Source organism: Devosia naphthalenivorans, assembly GCF_003056355.1.
GTDB classification, from domain to species: domain Bacteria; phylum Pseudomonadota; class Alphaproteobacteria; order Rhizobiales; family Devosiaceae; genus Devosia; species Devosia naphthalenivorans.
On the sequence record NZ_PYVW01000001.1, the window covers coordinates 282119 to 299712 of the forward strand.

At 60.0% G+C, this 17594-nt stretch carries 21 protein-coding genes; 20 read left to right on the top strand and 1 reads right to left on the bottom strand.

Annotated features, from left to right (window positions below):
- The first annotated feature begins 1 nt into the window (after position 1).
- From C8264_RS01590 to C8264_RS01680, 20 genes are all read left to right on the top strand, one after another.
- A complete protein-coding gene (locus C8264_RS01590) occupies positions 2 to 1021 on the top strand; it encodes a head maturation protease, ClpP-related (RefSeq protein ID WP_108459187.1) in 1020 nt (339 codons plus the stop codon).
- A 12-nt stretch (positions 1022 to 1033) separates the two neighbouring features.
- Positions 1034 to 1408, top strand: coding sequence for a head decoration protein (locus C8264_RS01595; RefSeq protein ID WP_108459188.1), 375 nt, complete (start codon positions 1034 to 1036; stop codon positions 1406 to 1408).
- Positions 1409 to 1414: 6 nt separating this feature from the next.
- On the top strand, positions 1415 to 2455 hold the full coding sequence (locus C8264_RS01600) for a major capsid protein (RefSeq protein WP_108459189.1): 1041 nt from the start codon (positions 1415 to 1417) through the stop codon (positions 2453 to 2455).
- 12 nt (positions 2456 to 2467) lie between these two features.
- On the top strand, positions 2468 to 2776 hold the full coding sequence (locus C8264_RS01605; protein WP_108459190.1) for a hypothetical protein: 309 nt from the start codon (positions 2468 to 2470) through the stop codon (positions 2774 to 2776).
- Complete coding sequence (locus C8264_RS01610) at positions 2776 to 3159, top strand: hypothetical protein (RefSeq protein WP_108459191.1); 384 nt, start codon at positions 2776 to 2778, stop codon at positions 3157 to 3159. The genes C8264_RS01605 and C8264_RS01610 overlap by 1 nt, the downstream gene beginning before the upstream one ends.
- Positions 3156 to 3971: a hypothetical protein gene (locus C8264_RS01615; RefSeq protein WP_108459192.1), complete on the top strand. Its 816-nt coding sequence runs from the start codon at positions 3156 to 3158 to the stop codon at positions 3969 to 3971. Before C8264_RS01610 ends, C8264_RS01615 begins: the two co-directional genes overlap by 4 nt.
- Positions 3968 to 4501: a baseplate assembly protein gene (locus tag C8264_RS01620; RefSeq protein ID WP_108459193.1), complete on the top strand. Its 534-nt coding sequence runs from the start codon at positions 3968 to 3970 to the stop codon at positions 4499 to 4501. The genes C8264_RS01615 and C8264_RS01620 overlap by 4 nt, the downstream gene beginning before the upstream one ends.
- Before the next feature lie 14 nt (positions 4502 to 4515).
- Positions 4516 to 4731: a hypothetical protein gene (locus tag C8264_RS01625; protein WP_108459194.1), complete on the top strand. Its 216-nt coding sequence runs from the start codon at positions 4516 to 4518 to the stop codon at positions 4729 to 4731.
- Positions 4718 to 5116, top strand: a complete 399-nt coding sequence (locus C8264_RS01630) for a GPW/gp25 family protein (RefSeq protein WP_108459195.1) — start codon at positions 4718 to 4720, stop codon at positions 5114 to 5116. The genes C8264_RS01625 and C8264_RS01630 overlap by 14 nt, the downstream gene beginning before the upstream one ends.
- Before the next feature lie 24 nt (positions 5117 to 5140).
- The gene (locus tag C8264_RS01635; protein ID WP_108459196.1) at positions 5141 to 6016 is read left to right on the top strand and encodes a baseplate J/gp47 family protein; all 876 of its coding nucleotides are present in this window, start codon (positions 5141 to 5143) and stop codon (positions 6014 to 6016) included.
- Positions 6013 to 6840, top strand: coding sequence for a hypothetical protein (locus C8264_RS01640; protein WP_108459197.1), 828 nt, complete (start codon positions 6013 to 6015; stop codon positions 6838 to 6840). Before C8264_RS01635 ends, C8264_RS01640 begins: the two co-directional genes overlap by 4 nt.
- Positions 6837 to 7343, top strand: coding sequence for a hypothetical protein (locus C8264_RS01645; protein ID WP_108459198.1), 507 nt, complete (start codon positions 6837 to 6839; stop codon positions 7341 to 7343). The genes C8264_RS01640 and C8264_RS01645 overlap by 4 nt, the downstream gene beginning before the upstream one ends.
- 1 nt (position 7344) lies before the next feature.
- Positions 7345 to 10587, top strand: a complete 3243-nt coding sequence (locus C8264_RS01650; protein ID WP_108459199.1) for a DUF4815 domain-containing protein — start codon at positions 7345 to 7347, stop codon at positions 10585 to 10587.
- A gap of 4 nt (positions 10588 to 10591) precedes the next feature.
- Positions 10592 to 11170: a hypothetical protein gene (locus C8264_RS01655; RefSeq protein WP_108459200.1), complete on the top strand. Its 579-nt coding sequence runs from the start codon at positions 10592 to 10594 to the stop codon at positions 11168 to 11170.
- 3 nt (positions 11171 to 11173) lie between these two features.
- The gene (locus C8264_RS23045; protein WP_483863841.1) at positions 11174 to 12100 is read left to right on the top strand and encodes a glycine-rich domain-containing protein; all 927 of its coding nucleotides are present in this window, start codon (positions 11174 to 11176) and stop codon (positions 12098 to 12100) included.
- A 204-nt stretch (positions 12101 to 12304) separates the two neighbouring features.
- Complete coding sequence (locus C8264_RS01660) at positions 12305 to 12796, top strand: hypothetical protein (protein ID WP_162783402.1); 492 nt, start codon at positions 12305 to 12307, stop codon at positions 12794 to 12796.
- Between the two features lie 144 nt (positions 12797 to 12940).
- A complete protein-coding gene (locus C8264_RS01665; protein ID WP_245892892.1) occupies positions 12941 to 14557 on the top strand; it encodes a M10 family metallopeptidase C-terminal domain-containing protein in 1617 nt (538 codons plus the stop codon).
- 27 nt (positions 14558 to 14584) lie between these two features.
- Positions 14585 to 14722, top strand: a complete 138-nt coding sequence (locus C8264_RS22025) for a hypothetical protein (protein ID WP_162783403.1) — start codon at positions 14585 to 14587, stop codon at positions 14720 to 14722.
- Positions 14723 to 14873: 151 nt separating this feature from the next.
- Positions 14874 to 16934 (top strand): hypothetical protein, encoded by a 2061-nt coding sequence (locus tag C8264_RS22030; protein ID WP_162783404.1) that lies wholly within the window; start codon positions 14874 to 14876, stop codon positions 16932 to 16934.
- Between the two features lie 73 nt (positions 16935 to 17007).
- Entirely contained in the window at positions 17008 to 17274 is a 267-nt protein-coding gene (locus C8264_RS01680; protein WP_162783405.1) for a hypothetical protein, read from the top strand.
- Here the strand turns inward: C8264_RS01680 and C8264_RS01685 are convergent.
- Positions 17265 to 17492, bottom strand: coding sequence for a hypothetical protein (locus tag C8264_RS01685; protein WP_108459205.1), 228 nt, complete (start codon positions 17490 to 17492; stop codon positions 17265 to 17267). The genes C8264_RS01680 and C8264_RS01685 overlap by 10 nt on opposite strands.
- Positions 17493 to 17594: the final 102 nt, after the last annotated feature.

Below are 17594 nucleotides of genomic sequence, written 5' to 3' on the forward strand. Positions count from 1 at the left end.
CATGGCTGCGACTATTGAGGACGGGAAGCTTCGGCTCTCCGGCTATGTCGGCGACTATTACTATGACGATGGCTTCACCTCGAGTGATGTCGTTCTCGCGCTGGCCCAGATCGATGACACCGAAGATCTCGATTGCCACATCAATTCGCCGGGCGGCATTGCATCTGAAGGCGCGGCAATCCACGCGCTCCTGTCTGCTCGGCGGGGCACCACGAACATCGTTGTTGAGGGCATTGCCGCATCGGCAGCCTCGCTGATCGCGATGGCTGGCGACACGGTGACGATGTCCGCCGGCGCCGTGATGATGATCCATGATCCATCGGGCATGACCTGGGGAACTTCGGAAGATCACACCAAGACCATCGAGGGTCTTGAGGCGCTCGCGACGGCTTATGCCCGCGTCTACGCGAACAAGTCGGGCAAGACATCCGATGAATGCCGGACGATCATGAAGGAAGAGCGGTGGTTCACGCCTCAGCAGGCCGTCGAAGCAGGCTTCGCCGACGACACGACTGAGGACAAGGCCGAGCCTGTCGCCGCCTTCGATTACCGGCTTTTCGCACACGCGCCCAAGCGGCTCACCGCCTTGGCCAAAAAGCAAAACTGGTCACCCCCGACCAGTTCCGCGGCGCCCGCCGCCCCACGACCAACCAAGGATAAACCTATGACGGACACCAACACCGGCGGGGACAACACCGCCGATCTCGCCAAGGCAACGGCCGATACCAAGGCTCGCATCAAGGCGATCATGACCTCGGCAGAAGCCAATGGTCGTGAAGACCAAGCCGAACACTTGGCTTACGAGACCGACATGACGGCGGAAGCTGCTGTCGCCATCCTGGCCAAAGCACCAAAGCCGACGGTCGCTGCCTCGCTGCAGCCTGACCCAGCCAATGACGACGCCGCCACCCTTGAGGCCCGCCGTCTGAACGGCGAAGGCCTAAACGGCAAGCCCGCCAAGACATCAACCATGCGCGTCGACCTCGCCGCGGACATGAAGCGCCGTCACGGCATCAAGTAAGGAAACCGCCACATGGAAACCTACAGCTACAAGGTCGACTCGGACGTCGTGAAGGACGAAGGCAAGAACCGCTTCTCGCGTGACGATGACACGCTGGCATCCGGCTCCGGCGTAGTCCAGTGCGGCACAGTGCTCGGCATGGTCACCGCTTCCGGCAAGTTCAAGCCGCTGGCGCCCGCCGCCGAAGACGGCACGCAGACTGCTGCGGCCATCATCCTCGAAACCGCCGATGCAACATCCGCCGATCAGACGGTGGTCAACCTCAAGCGTCGGGCACAGGTCGTGCTGCAGGCCCTGGTCTGGCCGGTCGGCATCAATGCCACCCAGAAAGCCGCAGCTTTGGCTGCCCTCGAAACCCGCGGCATTGTTGCCCGCACTGGAGTTTAACCAGCAATGCCCACTCCGCTCGACTACCTGCAGGCGCCCGAGTTCGCTCCGAACCGCCTGACGGAAAGCATCAACATCCCGCCCTATGAAACCGGGCGTCCCGCTCAGCTGGGGCTCTTTGCCGACACTCCGATCGCGACCACTTATGTGCGCCTCGGCTTCACCAATGACGAGATCACGATCATCCCCGCGCGCGAGCGTGGCGGTGAGAACAATCTCAACATGCGTGGTGACCGTCAGGGGCTCATGATCTCGATCCCCCACTTCCCTCTGGATGATGCGATCACACCATCCGATCTGCAGAACATTCTGGTCTGGGGCGAGGACTACGTGTTCCAGACGCTGGCGGGCGTTTACAACGAGAAGCTCGCCAATGTGCGCTCCAAGCATGATGCGACCTGGAACCACCTCGACTGGGGTGCACTCAACGGCCTGATCATCGACGCCGAGGGCAAGCTCCTGCTCGACCTCTACGACGAATTCGACCTGACCCAGCACACGGTCAACTTCGCGCTGGACACGACAACGACCGGCATTGCGGCCAAGAACCGCGAAGCCAAGGCGTTGCTGCGCAAAGAGCTTCGCGGCGCTCCGACGCGCGGCGCTGTCGCCCTGGCCGGTCCTGAGTTCTTCGACAAGTATGTCGGCCACCAGAACGTGCTGGACAACCTTAAGGCCTATCGCGACGCCGGTACCAATCCGGGCCGTGAAGAGGTCGAGGATGCCTTCACCTTCGCCGGCATGCGCCTCGAACGCATCGACGAAGAGTTCCAGTATCGGCAGCCGGACGGCACGTTCCTCACCCGCGAGGCAGTGGCCGACGACGAGGCAATCCTTGTGCCGCTGGGGACGCCGTACTTCAAGCGGTACAGCGCTCCGCCTGACACCATCGCCAACGCCAACCAGGCGCCAAACCCCGCCGACAAGATCTTCGTCTCAACCGACGATCTGCCGCACGGCAAGGGTCAGGAAATCCACACCGAGTCGAATGTGCTGCCGATCTGCACCAAGCCCGGCGTGATGATCAAGCTCACCGTGGGCGCTTAAAGGGAGGTCGATATGTTTCGTCGTTTCAAGAAGAGCTTTAGCTTTAAGAACGAAGCCGGTCAGAAGGTGACCATTCCTCGCAACTGGGCCGGTGAACTGCCAGACCAGATTGCCGCCGATGCAGATGCCGCCGGTGCCACCCTCATCGACAAGGTCAAGAAGGCGGCTGAACAGCCGGCGAGCTCGCCCAAGACCATCGACGAGATGACCAAGGACGAACTGATCGCTGAGGCGGCCAAGCGCAACGTCGAGATCAAGACTTCCGACAACAAGGCCGACATCCTTGCTGCGCTGGAGGCGGCTGAACAGCCGGCGAGCTGATGCCGATCGCGGCCAGGTACCACGACAGCCGCGACCGAGTGCTCGCGGCTGTCGATAAGGCCTTCGCCGAACCGGTCCGCTTGTCCTTCTTCAAGAAGGATCTGCCGGACCCGTTGAAACAACCGGTCGACATCGAGGCAGTGCTCCGCGTTGGCGGCGGTGACGAAACCAATCTTGCTGGCGGATATGCGCAGACGTGGCGCACGCAGCTTGCCGCCGGCAAGGCCGAATTGCACATCAACGCCGCGCGAAACCTTGGGCTCGTCATCAAGGTTGGTGACCGCGTCCAGGCGATCTCTCGGCCTGGCGAGCCCTGGTTCAAGGTCGAGCGGGTCGACGATCGTGGCGAGAACCGCCTCGTGCTGGAGCTAAGTGAGCTATGAGCCTTTGCCGCATCGCCCTTCGCATTGCCGCCGTTGAGGCGCTCAAAGGGCGCACCCTCGTCGGCGACCATGTTCTCGACAGCCCAAACGGCGCCATGGATGTTCAGGCAGATGGTAGCCTCAGAACGGAAGAAGAGCGGCCATTCATCGCGGTCTATACCGACCAAGGCAAGGCTGAAGGGCTCACTGGTCGAACGCTCATTGAGAATGGCGTGTGCGATATCGTCTTTGAAATGGGCATTTCGGCCGCGATGACCGAGCTCGACAAGAGCACTGGTGCCACTACGCTGATCGGGATTGAGGTTCCGGCCAGCGACAGCACCAAGGAATTCTATTTAGACGTCGTGCAGCGGCAGCTTGCCGATGCACTGAACGATCCGGAAAATGCCTGGGGCGAGATCTATCGCGGGCTTCACTATCGGGTTCGCAAGACGGAGTTTGTCGGCGCCCGGAATGCCGATGACGGTCAGCGGCTCGCCGGCCATCAGCTGCGGATCACGGTCGATTTGGCTGATGATCCCGTGATGGGAGAGGAACTGGACCCCCAAGCTGCCTTCGCCCAGTTCCTCGCTGCCTTGGAGGCGACGTCAGATAGCACCTATCTCACCCAAGCAGCAACGATCCGCTCGCTGCTGACTGGCACTGACGAGCCTTGGCAATCGCTGCAGCGGCGGAATGGCATGACAGCATCCGAATTGTTGGCGCTTGGGCGCGGCCCGCTCGCCAATGACAAAGAGCGCGCCACGCCGCCCATGTCCGCTGGTACGGCTGAGTGGAACGGCGGACCAACCGTAACGGAAACTGGCTCATGATCGCTGAACTGGTCGGCATGAAGGCTGATCTTGAGATGCTCAAGACGGCCTTCGGCAACTCGCTCCGCATTGGGCCCGTCGAAGTGATCGATGCAGAGAAGGGCTATCGGCTTCGGCTTGGTGGCACGGACGAAGCGCCCTTCCTCTCGCCCTTCTATCCGCATCCGGAGACCGGCAAGACCAGCGTGCCGCTCAAGAAAGGGCAGATTGTTGGGGTGATGAACCCCTCGGGTGATCCCCGACAGGGCTTGGTGTTTCGTGCGGGTTATTCCGACGCGAACCCGTCACCGAATCAGGACATGGAGGCCAACGTCTTCGATGATGCCGGCGTGATGCTGCACATCAAGGATGGGGTGCTGCATGTCAGCGCCAACGGCCATGTGGTCGTCAACGCCCCGCTGGTATCGCTTGGCGGGGAGGGCGGCAAGCCGGTTGCCCGGGTGGGCGACATGGTCCGTGTAGACAGCGGCTCATCCGCTGGCATGTGGCCAATCGTGGAAGGATCGTCGGTCGTTTCGGCCGTCGACTGAACAGGAGTACGAACATGGCGAAGAACACACTGCCGAGTGCCCAGACGGAATACCGGATCAAGCCGGGTGTCGAGTGGGTGAATGGCAAACGCGTGGGTAGTGAAAAGACAATCTTCCTGTCAGGCGCTGAGGCTGCCTACGCGTTGGGGAACGGTCATATTGCGCCCGCTGACAAGCCGGAACCGGTCGAGTGGTCAAAGCGGGTTGAGAAGGCCAATGGCGGGGATTGATCGGCGAACTGGCAAGGTCATCGACAATCTAACTTCCGCTTACCAGGGGGTAGAGGTCACCTTGACCACTCGCCTCTCGAGTCGCGTCATGCGCCGGCAGTTTGGCGGGGGCGTTGTGGAGCTTCTTGGCCGCTCGATGGTGCCGCGCCTGTTTTCCGCGTGGCAGTTGTTGATCGCCACGGCCATTGACCTGTGGGAGCCGCGTTTCGCTACTCGCCGCGTGACCCCTACCGGCTCCGCGGAGCAGCTGCGGTTGGGGCAGGCGGGTCTGGTGATTGAAGCTGACTTCCGGCCGAGCGCCCACCTTGGCGACTTCACCGTAGAGCGGGTTGTCCGTTTCAACATCAGCTTCGGGCGCGTGGGCATTTCCGTCGCCTCAGCCTGATCATTCGTAAATTGAGAGTAGCCGATGACCCGTTTCTCAACGGACGGCCTGCCACGGCCAGTTCTCGTGCAGCCCGTCAATTTCGAACAGGCATTCCGGCGCCGGCTGGATGAGTTCGTCGACGGCATGAGTGCCGCCGGCAGCGACTATGACGTCGGGAACCTGGAAACCGATCCGGCCGTCATCGCGGCTCAAGCGGCGGGGTATGGTGATACCTACTTCGCAGCGGCTCTGAATGACGCTGCGCGCGTTGTTCTGTTGCCGTCCTTTGCCGAGGGCACCGATCTCGATCTTCAGGCCATTCGTGCTGGGCTGGGGGATGATCCGCGCCTCGATGGTGAAAGTGACGAGGCGCTACGCGAACGCATCCGCCTCGCCTGGAAAGGCAAGAGCGCTGCCGGTCCTGATGACTACTACAAGAGCGCCGCTCGCAACTTCTCGCCACTGGTGAAGGATGTCGCGATCGCGGCCGAGACCCGCGACTTTTCTGATCGGGTGCTGATCATGTCAGTGCTGACCACTGAAAATGGTGGTGCGCTCTCGGACGAGCTGCGAGACGGATTGACCGTTGCCTTGAACGACCCGGCATTTCGCTCGCGCAATGTCACCGTAGAGGTCGTGCCGGCAGTCATCAGCACCAGGAACGTGTCGGCACATATCTACCTGTACCCCGAAACGCCCGCCACGGTCGTTGATCAGGCGAAGCAGGCGTTGATCGATGCCATGGCCGTTGATCAGCGTCTCGGTTTCGACCTGACTCGATCCTATGTCGAAAAACATCTGCATCGCCCAGGCGTCCAGCGTGTCGAGCTCCAGGGCTGGCAAAATGCCTACGCCGAGTTCAACGAGGCGATCCGGCTCGGTGACATCAACCTGACCGTGTTCAGGGTGACCTCGTGAGCTCGGCGCTTCTGCCGCCGGACTCTGGGCCCGCTACCGTTGGCTATGCCGATATGTGGGACAGCTGGAGCCTTTATGGCCCGCTGATCGGCACGATCAAGAATTACGGCATCTACGTCACCCCCGACGATTGGGTGCCGTGGTTCATCTGGGACTACGGTCTGGAAGATGTGGTCCCTTACGTCCGGGACTATCTCAAGGTTTTGACGGAAGGCCCGGCCTGGCAGCGGACTAGAGGCACACCGGCCGGCATATCCATCGGGATTGGCTGGGTTGGCAGTGCTGGCGTCGTCGCTGCGTCCGATCAGCGCCATAACTGGTGGGAGTTTCAGGTCGCGTTCGATGCGCCTGCTTCCGACATCGATCAGATCAGCCAGCTGGACGGCATTATTCGCCTGTCGAAAGCTTCGGAAGACGAACTCTTCCGCATGTTCTCGCCTGGCCATGACTTCCGCCCGGCGCGGATGGACCTGCACCGGTTCGATGAAGGGCTGATGGATGCCTATTCCGGTATTCCGCTTTGGGAAAATGGCCCCATCGTTTCGTTCGGCTGGGCCGGATCGGAAGAGACAGCCTTCGACAACGAATTGCAGGCAGGCGCACAGGTAACGGTCTCGGGCGAGACGTGGTGGCTGGAAACGCTGCGCCTGGACGTCGATCGACTTGGGTCGGCTCCTCCATCCATCATCGAAACCGACCTTGAACTCGAGCACACGGCGGAGACTGACCTCTTCGCCAGGGACGTCTGGCCCAATGTTTGGCCAGAAAGCTGGGCCGCTGCGGCTCAGCCTCACACTGAAGCATCCTCCTGGGAGACGACATGAGCAACAAGGTGCTTACAACGCGCGGCCGTGAAGTCATGGCGGAAGTTCTCAGCGCGCTTCCCTTTGTCGCTGCCCTCTCCGCAGGGGACAGTGCCTGGGACGTCCAATGGAGCGAGACCAATCCTCCGGCGCCCGACCTGGGTGCCACGGGCGTGCTCAGCCTGATCGGGTATGTGCGGCCTACCATCGTGGATTTCGTCGAGCCGGACCCGGAGGGCGCCATCGTTACGGAGGAGGGCGGGGCATACGCGATCGCTACTGGTCGCACTCGCTATCTGCGCATCCGCGTTTCGGTGCCTGCCGGTGCCTTCCCGGACGTCTATGTCCGTGAGATCGGCATCTTCACAAATCCGGAATTCTCTGACGGTCTGCCCGCCGGAAAGACCGTTCTTGAGCCTGGCGATGTCGTTGCGCCCGGGGACTTGATGCACATCCTCTGGTCGCCGCCGCAGTTCCTCAATGCCGGTACGGCCTATTCCCGCAATTTCATCCTGAAAGTCTGAGATGGTTTCGCTCGCAAACTACTTTAATCGTCGCGCGGTAGCCAATTTCATCGGCCGCCGGTACGCCGAACTCCTTCATCGCGGCAAGCAGTTCGTCGAGTCGGCGGAGCTCAACGAGTCGCAGGGCATCACCTATGAGCGCCTGCGCGAGATCGGCGACGGGGCCTTCGGTGCGGTGTCCATCCGCGACGGCGGCACCATTGTCATCGACCAGGCAGCCGGTTCTGTTCGCCTGGCCGCTTCCCGCATCTGGGCAGGCGGTTACATGCACAATGTTCCCGACGCGGAGCTGCTTGGCGTGCCCATGGTCGGGACGGTCGTCATCGGTGTTGCCGTCGCAGAAACCGTAGTGACCGACGTCGAGGACGTGGACCTCAAGGGTATCGTTCCAAACACCGCCAGCCAGGGTGAGCCTCTTGCGGCTCGTCTGCGCTACGATGCGACCTGGGCAACGGAAGGGGAGACCTTCTATCCGGTCTACACCCTGATTGATGGCCAATTGCCGAATGAGGTGGTTACGCCTCAGGACAACGCGGCTGAAGGCGCAGTCGAGCGTCATATCGAGGAAACGCATGGCTCTCACATCGTCGACGGCTTCACGGTCTCCGCCGGCGGCTTCGATGATGACAGCAGCGAGCAGACGTTCATCATTGCGGCGGGTACCCTGCGTGCAAAAGGTCGTCGTGTTCGACGCACGGCCGACCAGCGGTTTCGCCGGGTCGAAGATCCTGAGCTGGTGCAGGTGAATGGGGAGACCCATCTTTATCCTGCTGACGGCATCGTGACGCTCAACAACGGCCCGATTGCGGACGTGCAAACGGTTACCGTCATCAAGGTTGTCACCAAAAACGTGACCCACCAGATTTCGGGTGGCATCGATCCGCTTCCCGACACTCCCGTCTATGAGATCCTGTCAGTCTCGGCCGGGGGCACCAACTACGCCCAGACCACCAGCTGGATCAAAACCGGTGACGGGCTCGACTGGTCGCCGGCTGGCGCCGAGCCGTCGCCCGGCACCACTGTTTCGGTCACTTACCGCTATATCGCCACGGTCTCGCCTCAAGAGATCAACCGCCAGTCGATCAAGCTGGAAACTGCCGTCACTGGTCAGCCCGTCACGGTTCACTACCGCTGGAAGTTGAGACGAACGGACGTCCTTGCTGTCGATCTGGACGGCAACATCGTCTATCTCAAGGGGCTTTCCACCCGCTACAATCCGGTCCCGCCGACGGTTCCCTTCAACCTTACGCCGCTTTGCCGCGTCGAGAACCAGTGGGGGCTGCCGCCCGTCCTGACCGATGTGGATCAGCGCCGTCTGACGGAGGCGGAGGTTCGCGCCATGTTGCGGACGCTGCTCGACTTCGGCGATCTTGTGTCTCTGCTCTCGCTGGAGAAGGACATTCAGGAGCGCGACCCTGCAAGCCGCAGGGGCTCGTTCGTCGATCCCTTCTCCGACGATATGCAGCGCGACCTGGGCATCAGCCAGGAAGCTGCTGTCTTCGATGGCTTCGTGCAGCTGCCGATCGACGTTACACCGCAGTATGTCGATATCGGAGAAGTGCCGATCACGCTGCCCTTCGTAGAAGAGGCGGTGTTGAGCCAGCCCTTCCGTACGCTCGGGCGCCCGATTAACAAGTACCTGGCATTCGAGCCGATCCCTTCCGAGTTCTCGATCAATCCCGCGATTGATCGGTGGAATGTCACGTCCTCCTCGACGCGGTCGAAAGAAACCAGTTCGATCGCCCAGGTCGGGGTCTATCGTCCTGACCTGCTTGGGACCGACCGGTACGGGACCGTCGACAGCCGTCAAAGCACGTCGACTGTCACCCGACGCCTATCGTCATCGACCTCGACCGCCTTGCCGTTCCTGCGGCAGATCGCTGTCAACTTCACGGCCAAACGATTCGGCCCCGGAGAGAAGCTGCAAAGCCTCACCTTCGACGGTATCGAAGTGCTGGGCGAGGATGCGCTGACCGCGAATGGCGAAGGCGTCATGACCGGTTCGTTCAACATCCCGGCCAATGTTCGTGCCGGTACCAAGCGTGTTGAAATTATCGGCAAGGGCGGAAGCCGGGGTGTGACCTCGTTTACCGGCCAGGGCACGATGACACGGCGGACCTACGTCGAGACGACACACACCCATACGGTGGAATTCGTCATCGATCCGGTGGCGCAGAGCTTCGTCCTTTCCGAGCCTCGCCAGATCACTGGTGTGAAAGTTGAGTTCACTGCCCGCGGTGACGTCAACAAACCAGTGGTTCTGGAAATGCGCACGCTGATCGAGGGCTTCCCGGGTGCTGAGACCGTCGCCGAGGGTATTCTCCCCGGCAACTTCAGCCTGGGCGATCCCAATGTGGTCAAGCCGGAGAACTGGACGCGGATAGGCTTCCGCTTCCTGACCACGGTCCGGGAGAACGAATGGCATGCCATTGCGCTGCTAAGCGACGATGCTGTCCATGGCGTTGCCGTGGCGCAGCTGGGCGACCAGAGCAACCCGAACTCGCCGCGCGGCTATGATGTTCGCCGGCAGGAATGGATACGCTCCAACCCCGCGCTTGGCGACTTCTTCGACGGCTCCAACGGCCGGAGTTGGCTGGTCGCGCCCGACACAGACCTCACGCACGAGATCCTGGCGGCGCGCTACACCTCGTTCACCCACACGGTGGTCATCGGGACGTTCGATCTCGAAACCATCAATGCTGGCGGGATCTCTGACGTCCTGGTCTTGCTCATCATCGAGGAGCCCAGTGTCGCCACGCGAGTTCGCCTGGAGATGGTGCGCGAGAATGGCAGCGTCATTGCTTTTGATCCGAACGTTCGGCTGGAGCTCGATGAGTATCTGACCGAACAGGTGACAATCCGCATGGTGCTGACCGGCACGGCCACCCTGTCGCCGATCGTCATGCCTGAGTGCCAAATCCTGTGGGGCCGCATCAAGTCGACCGCGGCCTATGTGTCGCAAGCGGTTGCTCTGGATCAGACCAACGGAGCGCTCAAAGTGCGTTCGGTAGTTGAGGTTGCAACGCCCGGCACCTCGTCGGTGACAATGTCGATTGGCAATGATGGTGCCTGGACAGCGCAGGGGTCGCCGCTGGCGACGGCGCTGGGCGATGGCTGGGTTGAACGGGAATACCTGACGTCGCCAGTGGCAACGCAGGAAACCCGTCAGCGGATCGTGCTCACCGGCACGCCGAAGGATCGGCCGCTGGTCCGCAATCTACGGGTTCGTGCAACGGAGGTGTAAGGAAATGGCAGTTCTCGACGACACCCCGCTTGGCTTGCCTCTGCCGCATCCGGACAATGATCCCCGTAACACTGACGTGCCGCGCATTCGTGCGGCACTCACCATGGCCGACGGCTTCATCGCGGGGCTGCAGGCGGCTCAAGCCGGCAGTCTCACCGAAGCTCAAGTGGCTGATCTCATCACGGCGGCCGTCGATGCGCTGAAGGGTGATGCGCCGGAAGCCTTCGATACCCTTGTAGAGATCGCTTCGAAGCTCTCCGACAATGATGATGCTGTTGCCGTGCTCGTGGGGCAGATCGCGCAGAAGGCCGACGCTTCGAACACATACACGAGGACTCAAGTCGATCTGGCCCTAGGTACCAAAGCGGACGCAACTGCCACCAGCAACGCGCTGGGCGCCAAGGCGGACACCTCTACTGTAAACACCGCACTTCTTCTTAAGGCTGCGTATGACCTCTCCAACGTCACACAAACTACCGTGCGCAACAAAGCTGGCACCGGTACAATGGCCTATCGCAACGTCACTATCTCCACTGCCGCACCTTCGGGCGGTGTAGACGGCGATGTCTGGGTGCAGGTTTAGCCGATGGGCCTGTTCACGCGTCATTCCACGCTTTGGAAACCGTTTCGTCCGTGGGCTCGCGCTTCTGGCGTATGGAAGCAAGTTAAATCCTACTTCGCTAAGGACGGCAGCGTGTGGAAGTCTGTCTACACGGGCTCTGGGCAGCTTTCTTTTACCAGTGCTGGGTCCCAGACGTGGGTAGTTCCCGACGGGGTGACGAGCATCTGCGCTGTCACCATTGGTGGTGGAGGGGGTGCTCGAAATGGGACCACTCGCGGTGGCGGTCAGGGAGGGGGGCTTGCTTACAAGAACGACATCCCCGTCACACCCGGCGAGACGCTAACCATCGAAGTTGGTGATGGGGGGCAATCCAAAGTAAATGCTTTTGGTGGCAACGGTGGGGACAGCTATGTCTCTCGTGCCTCGACAATGCTCTGTCATGCAGCAGGCGGACAAGGTGGCCGGTCGGCCGATACCGCCAACAGTAGCTTATATGGCAAACCGCTCGTTGGTGACAACTTGACGGTGGGCAAAGGCGGGACTGGCGGCGGCGACAGCGGCGAGTCTGGCGGCGGCGGGGGTGCTGGCGGCTACACCGGGAATGGTGGTAACGGCGCAAGTACCGCCAGCACCGGCGGCAACGCTGGTTATAACGGCACTGGCGGCGGCGGAGGTGGCGGCGGCTCTGGCGGCGGCGGCGGTGGCACTGGTGTTTCCGGGGAGGGCGCGTCAGGCACTGGTGGGGCTCTCCAAACAAGCGGCACTGGCGGTAGCGGCGGAACCGCGGGAAGTTCCTGGAACCCAAATTATGCAGCCTCCGGTGGACCTTTTGGTGGTGGGGCAGGTTCCCACAACCAAACCTCCGCTATCCGCCACGGTGGGCAGGGTGCCGTTCGTATCATCTGGGGTGAGGGTCGCGCCTATCCCTCAACAAACACTGGAGACGTCTAGATGCTCTACGCTTATGCACCCGAAGGCGTTGTAGCTGAAACTAGGGTTAGCCTGCCTAACTGGCGGGTTGGTGACACCCCGGAAACAGCGCGACAACTCACCCAAGAAGAGTTTTTGGAGCATGGCTGGTTTCCAATCCAGCCTGCTCCAGACTGCGACCACACCACCCACAAGCTCGTACCAATCCCTATGGATGAGTGGGTGGTGAACGAAACCGATGTCGGCCCCACCTATGAAGTTGTGGCGCTGACGGCTGATGAGGTTGTGGCAGCGCTGGGAACCCGGCGCGCATCCGCCATGGCGGAAATCGTCCGGCACATTGACGTCATCACCGAAAGCGCTTTGACAGCCTATCCCAGGGCGGAGGTGGAAAGCTGGTCGATCCAGAAGGCCGAGGCCGAGGCGGTGCTCGCCGCTGATCCGCCGACGCTGGCTATGGCGCCGTTCCTAGTGGGCGTCTGCGAGGCGCAGTTTGGTCCCGCTGATGATGCCACGCGGCTCGCCCAACTGGTCGAGAAGGCGCAGGCGGTCAAAGCCAATGCTGATGCATGGGGCGCAATGGCTGCTTATGTGAATGGACTTCGGGCGCGGACACAGCTGGCCATTCTTGGTGCCGGAGACATTGCCGGCATAGACGCGGCGTTGGCGGCAGGCGTCTCCGAAGGTGAGGCGTTCCGGGCGCAACAGGAGCTATGAGCGCCTTCACCGGCGGGGTGCGGATTACCCACTTGGTACCGCTGATGCCGGATCTTTGAAGCGGGGGTTGCCGAAGCCTTTACTTCCAGTTTTTGCGGAAAGAACTCAGGAAGGTTTGTATTGCTCTGATCATGCGCGCGCGCAATGACTGAATGTACGTACTTTTCTTTGCATTGGACTGAGAACCTGATCATGGCTGCAGTGAACCCTACGCGAACGAATAGCGATCCGCTTATTGCGCCACTGATCGGAGATAGCCAATGGGCTTCACCGGCATTAACGTACAGCTTTCCCTCCTCAGCAAGCGCCTATGCATCGCCATACGGCAGCAATGAGCCGTCCTCCAACTTCGCGCCTCTAAACGCCGCCCAGCAACAGGCTGCAAAAGCAGCGTTTGCGCAGTTTTCCGCGATCTCTTTGTTGACCTTCTCCGCGGAGGCGGCCACATCGGCCACCATCCGGATTGCTCAGAGTGACGTCCCCGCCACAGCGTGGGGCTACCTGCCGCATTCTGCTGCCGAAGGCGGTGATATTTGGCTAAATGGCTCCAGCGGAATTTATGCAGCACCGCTGAAAGGCAATTACGCTTACCTCACGTTCTTGCATGAGATTGGTCATGCCCTGGGCTTAGAGCATCCACACGAAAACGGCATGCCGGCGGCGTCCGACGCTATGCAAAATACCGTCATGAGCTATCGATCATATGCAGATAGTGGGCTCGGCTACGTTAACGAGAGGTGGGGATATGCACAGTCGCTGATGACCTACGACATCGCTGCCGTGCAACAGCTTTATGGCGCCAATTTCGCTCATGAGGCGGGCAGCACCACTTACTCTTGGGGTACAGCCAACGGACAGATGTATATCAATGGCACAGCTCAAGGGGTGCCCGGAGGCAACAGAATATTCCAGACGGTCTGGGACGGCGGCGGGACAGACACCTTCGACTTCTCCAATTACACAAGTGCACTGAACGTGGACCTTCGACCCGGGCACTGGTCGACAGTCTCCGATGTTCAGCTGGCCAAGCTTCACTACAACGGATCTCAAGCGGCACCAGGCAACATAGCAAATCCATTGCTGTACAACGGTGACATACGCTCTTTGATCGAGAACGTCGTGGGCGGAAGCGGGAGTGACAGCCTTGCAGGTAATCAAGCGCAAAATTGGCTGGTTGGTGGCGCGGGGAACGACCGCCTCACAGGTTACGGTAACTCGGATACGCTGCTTGGAGGCAGTGGGTTCGACACCGCCATTTTCGACTTTAGCATCAGATCGGCCTCAACAACCCTTGTGGACTCCTATCTCGCGGTGAGCTCTGCCACCCAATCCGACAGAACCTCCTCGATCGAGCGGTTCGCATTTACTGACAAGGCAGTAATCTTGGCCGATGGCGAGGTGATGGTTGACGATCTGTTTTACCTTACCCGTAACCGCGACGTCCTAGATTCGGGGATGGAAAGCGAGGCGCACTTCGCTTCGTATGGCTGGAGGGAAGGGCGAGATCCGAACGAGCTATTCGACACTTCAGACTACCTGAATACATACCGCGATGTTGCCGCCGCTGGAATGAACCCTCTTGAGCATTACGACAACTATGGATGGCTAGAGGGGCGAGATCCTTCGGGAGCTTTTGATACCGACGCCTATTTGTCGGCCTACGGGGACGTGGCAGCTGCGGGGTTGAACCCGCTAGATCATTACCTCGGCTTCGGCATATATGAAGGGCGGGACGCTTTTTCCGACTGGATCATTGGGTAGACCTGCCGGGCCGACACATGGGGCGCTATGGCGGCCTATGTGAATGGGCTGCGGGCTCGAACCCAGGCCAATATTCTGGGCGCAACAGACTTAGCCGGTGTTGATGCTGCGCTTGTTGCAGGCATTGCCGAAGGCGAGGCGTTCCGCGAGGACAACGGGCTCTAGTGTTCGAAAACGAAGGTCTAGTGGATGGCGAGCCTAGTACGATATGCAGGGTGCTGAGTTAATCTAATGATCGATGGACGAATAATTTTCCTTGTCTATTTGAGAGTTCACCAATAACAATTCGCCTTAACGAAATATTAAGGAGGGCAACGTGAACATTCTTAATGAAGTGTGGTATCTCGCCAATAACCCTGATGTGGCTGCGGCTGTCGAGCGCGGTGAGATCACCGCGCAGGCTCATTTTGAGCTCTACGGCAAGTATGAGAACCGCTCACCCTCGCCTGTCTTCGACCCAGAGCTCTATCTGGCAGCCAATCCTGACGTAGCGGCAGCCGTGCGCGCTGGACTGTTCTCTGCTTTCGAGCATTTTGAGCAGTTTGGCGCTGAGGAAGGCCGTGACGCGTCGCTGTTCTTCGACCCTCAGGTCTACCTGGAAGCCAACCCCGATGTCGCCGCTGCGATCGCCTCGGGCCAGATTGCCTCCGCCTATGACCATTTCGTACAGTATGGTCAGAACGAGGTCCGCAACACCTCGCAGTTTTTCGATCTTAAAGGCTATCTGGATGCTAATCCCGATGTGGCCGCAGCAGTTCGGGCGGGGGAAATCTCGGCCTTTGACCATTTCCTGAACCACGGCTTCCAAGAAGGCCGAAACCTGGGCAATGGTATCGACCTTTCTCAGTTCGCCAACGATCCAGAGGCGCAGGCCGCTATTGCCAGCGGCGATGTTGAGGCTTTGATGGATCGCGTCGCAGAAGTCGCGCCATTCCTTCCGACGTATGAACCGCCTGCCGGCTTCACTATTCCTGCCAATCAGCCGATCCCCACCGACTTTGTGCCGGTCCAGGGTCAACAGCTGGTTGTGCCAGATGGCGTGAACGCACCTGAAGACCTGCCACCGGCCTTTGAAGAGCCAGCCGAGCCCGAGGAACCGGTCGATCCAGAAGAACCGGTTGATCCGGTTGATCCAGAAGAGCCAGTTGACACGCCGACTTCAAACACAGATGCCGCTATCGCATCCACGGGCTTGGATGGGACCGATCGCCTCTTTGCTGGCGACGGAAACCTCAATGGCAACTTCAACGTCACCACGACGTCGCTTTCGCAAGTAGAGCTTGGCCTCAAGGGCTATCACCGCGATGTCGGTGATGTCGAAAACAACGGTGATGTCTACAGTTTCGACGCGACTGACCGCGCTGGGTTTGTCTACTCTGTCGCTTCCTTGGGCGGGCGCACCCTGGCTGAGCTGATGGAAGACGGCTACTCAGTTCATCTGAAGATCGATACCGATGGCGGCGTTGGATTTGGCGCTGCTGTCGATCTGGAACTGAAGCAGGTCAGCGGAACCTCGACCAAGGTCCAAGATTCCGGCTACGACTGGGTTCGGACGAATGGCGGTCCAATCATTGATGACGAAGGTAATGCCTCCGTTACGCAGAACATCCAGACACCAATCTGGTACGGCGCTACCGATCAGGGTGGCGGCGTTGTTCAGGCGGGCGAATATTCAGTCTCGCTTGAACTGCGCAAAGGGGGCGTTCCTGTAGCGACCGAGACGATCGTTCTGGACGTTGCTCAGTTCACTGTTAGCGATCAGTATGTCGGTAACGTCGCAGGCGTGAGTGGCAACATGTTCGCCGGCACAGGGAGCCCTGCAACCGACTTCTCGCTTGTTACCATTGATGTTGATCAGAAAGGTGAGGCTGACATCACTATCGGCCTTGGCGGTCAGCAGCAGGGCGGTCCAGAGATTTTTGAGCCCGATGCAAATGGCGTTATGACCGTCGATTCTGCACTTAAGCCAGCCCTCAAGTGGTCGGTCGAAACCTCGGACGGCAAGACGCTCGAAGATATTCTGGCCGACTATGACATCAAGCTTCTTGTTGCTACTGACGGGACGCCAGGCGGAGAAGTTACAACCTTTACGGCGGTACTTGACGCAGACCACACGCTTGACTGGGAATATATCGATAACAACGTAACCCGCCTTATCGAGGATGATGCGGGCAACGGATCTGTCTCCCAGAATATCCAGGCGCTATCTTGGCTCTTGCCGACGGCGGCCAATGGAGAGGGTGAAACGTTGTTTGCGTATGGTTCATCGACCGTGCCTGCCGGCGACTATGAAGTGACCCTGGCTGTTTATGAAAAGGGTGGCGTCGAAATAGTCGGCTCAACGAGTGTGGTTTTCGACGTGCAAGACTTCGGCTAGCACCGACGCTAACACTGAAATCTAGAGAAGCCCGGTGTTCGCATCGGGCTTTTTCGTGCCTGAAGGGTGCAGCGTGTTCGAAGACGACGGATGCACCCTATTCCCAGACCAGTGGGCAGGCCAAAGCCTTAACGCCTGCTGCGCTGCGCACGATGAGGCGTTTGCCACTAGCCGCGACATAGTTGAATTCTGGAATGCCGGTGTTGCGCTTTATCGGTGCGTTCGCCCCATCAACGAAGCAATCGCCCTGCTTATGCTGATCGGCGTTTTATCACCCGTGGCGCTGGGTCTGTTCTTGGTGGGACGGAAGCGCAAGAAGGAAGGCGCAGGTCAGAACTGAGCCTCAGGTTTTTTGTACAGCCTGACCATGTTCACTGGCTGGCCGACACTCTGCCAATAGACGCGGGCAACTAGGTTTTGCTTTGCGCCGCTTCGCACCACATCGATGCCAAGCGCTTGCCGTGCCGCCTCTTCCGGTGAGCGCACACCTTCTATGAGGATGTCTAGCGGGTCTATCAGGGTCTCGCGAACGTCGATCACGCGGTAGGTAATTGCCATGGCTGCCGCTTAGCCGAGTTCGACCATTTCGGCAAACTACCAGAAAACCACACCGCCTCCATAAGCGGTGAACCGCCCGGTGCTCGTGCCGGGCTTTTTGTT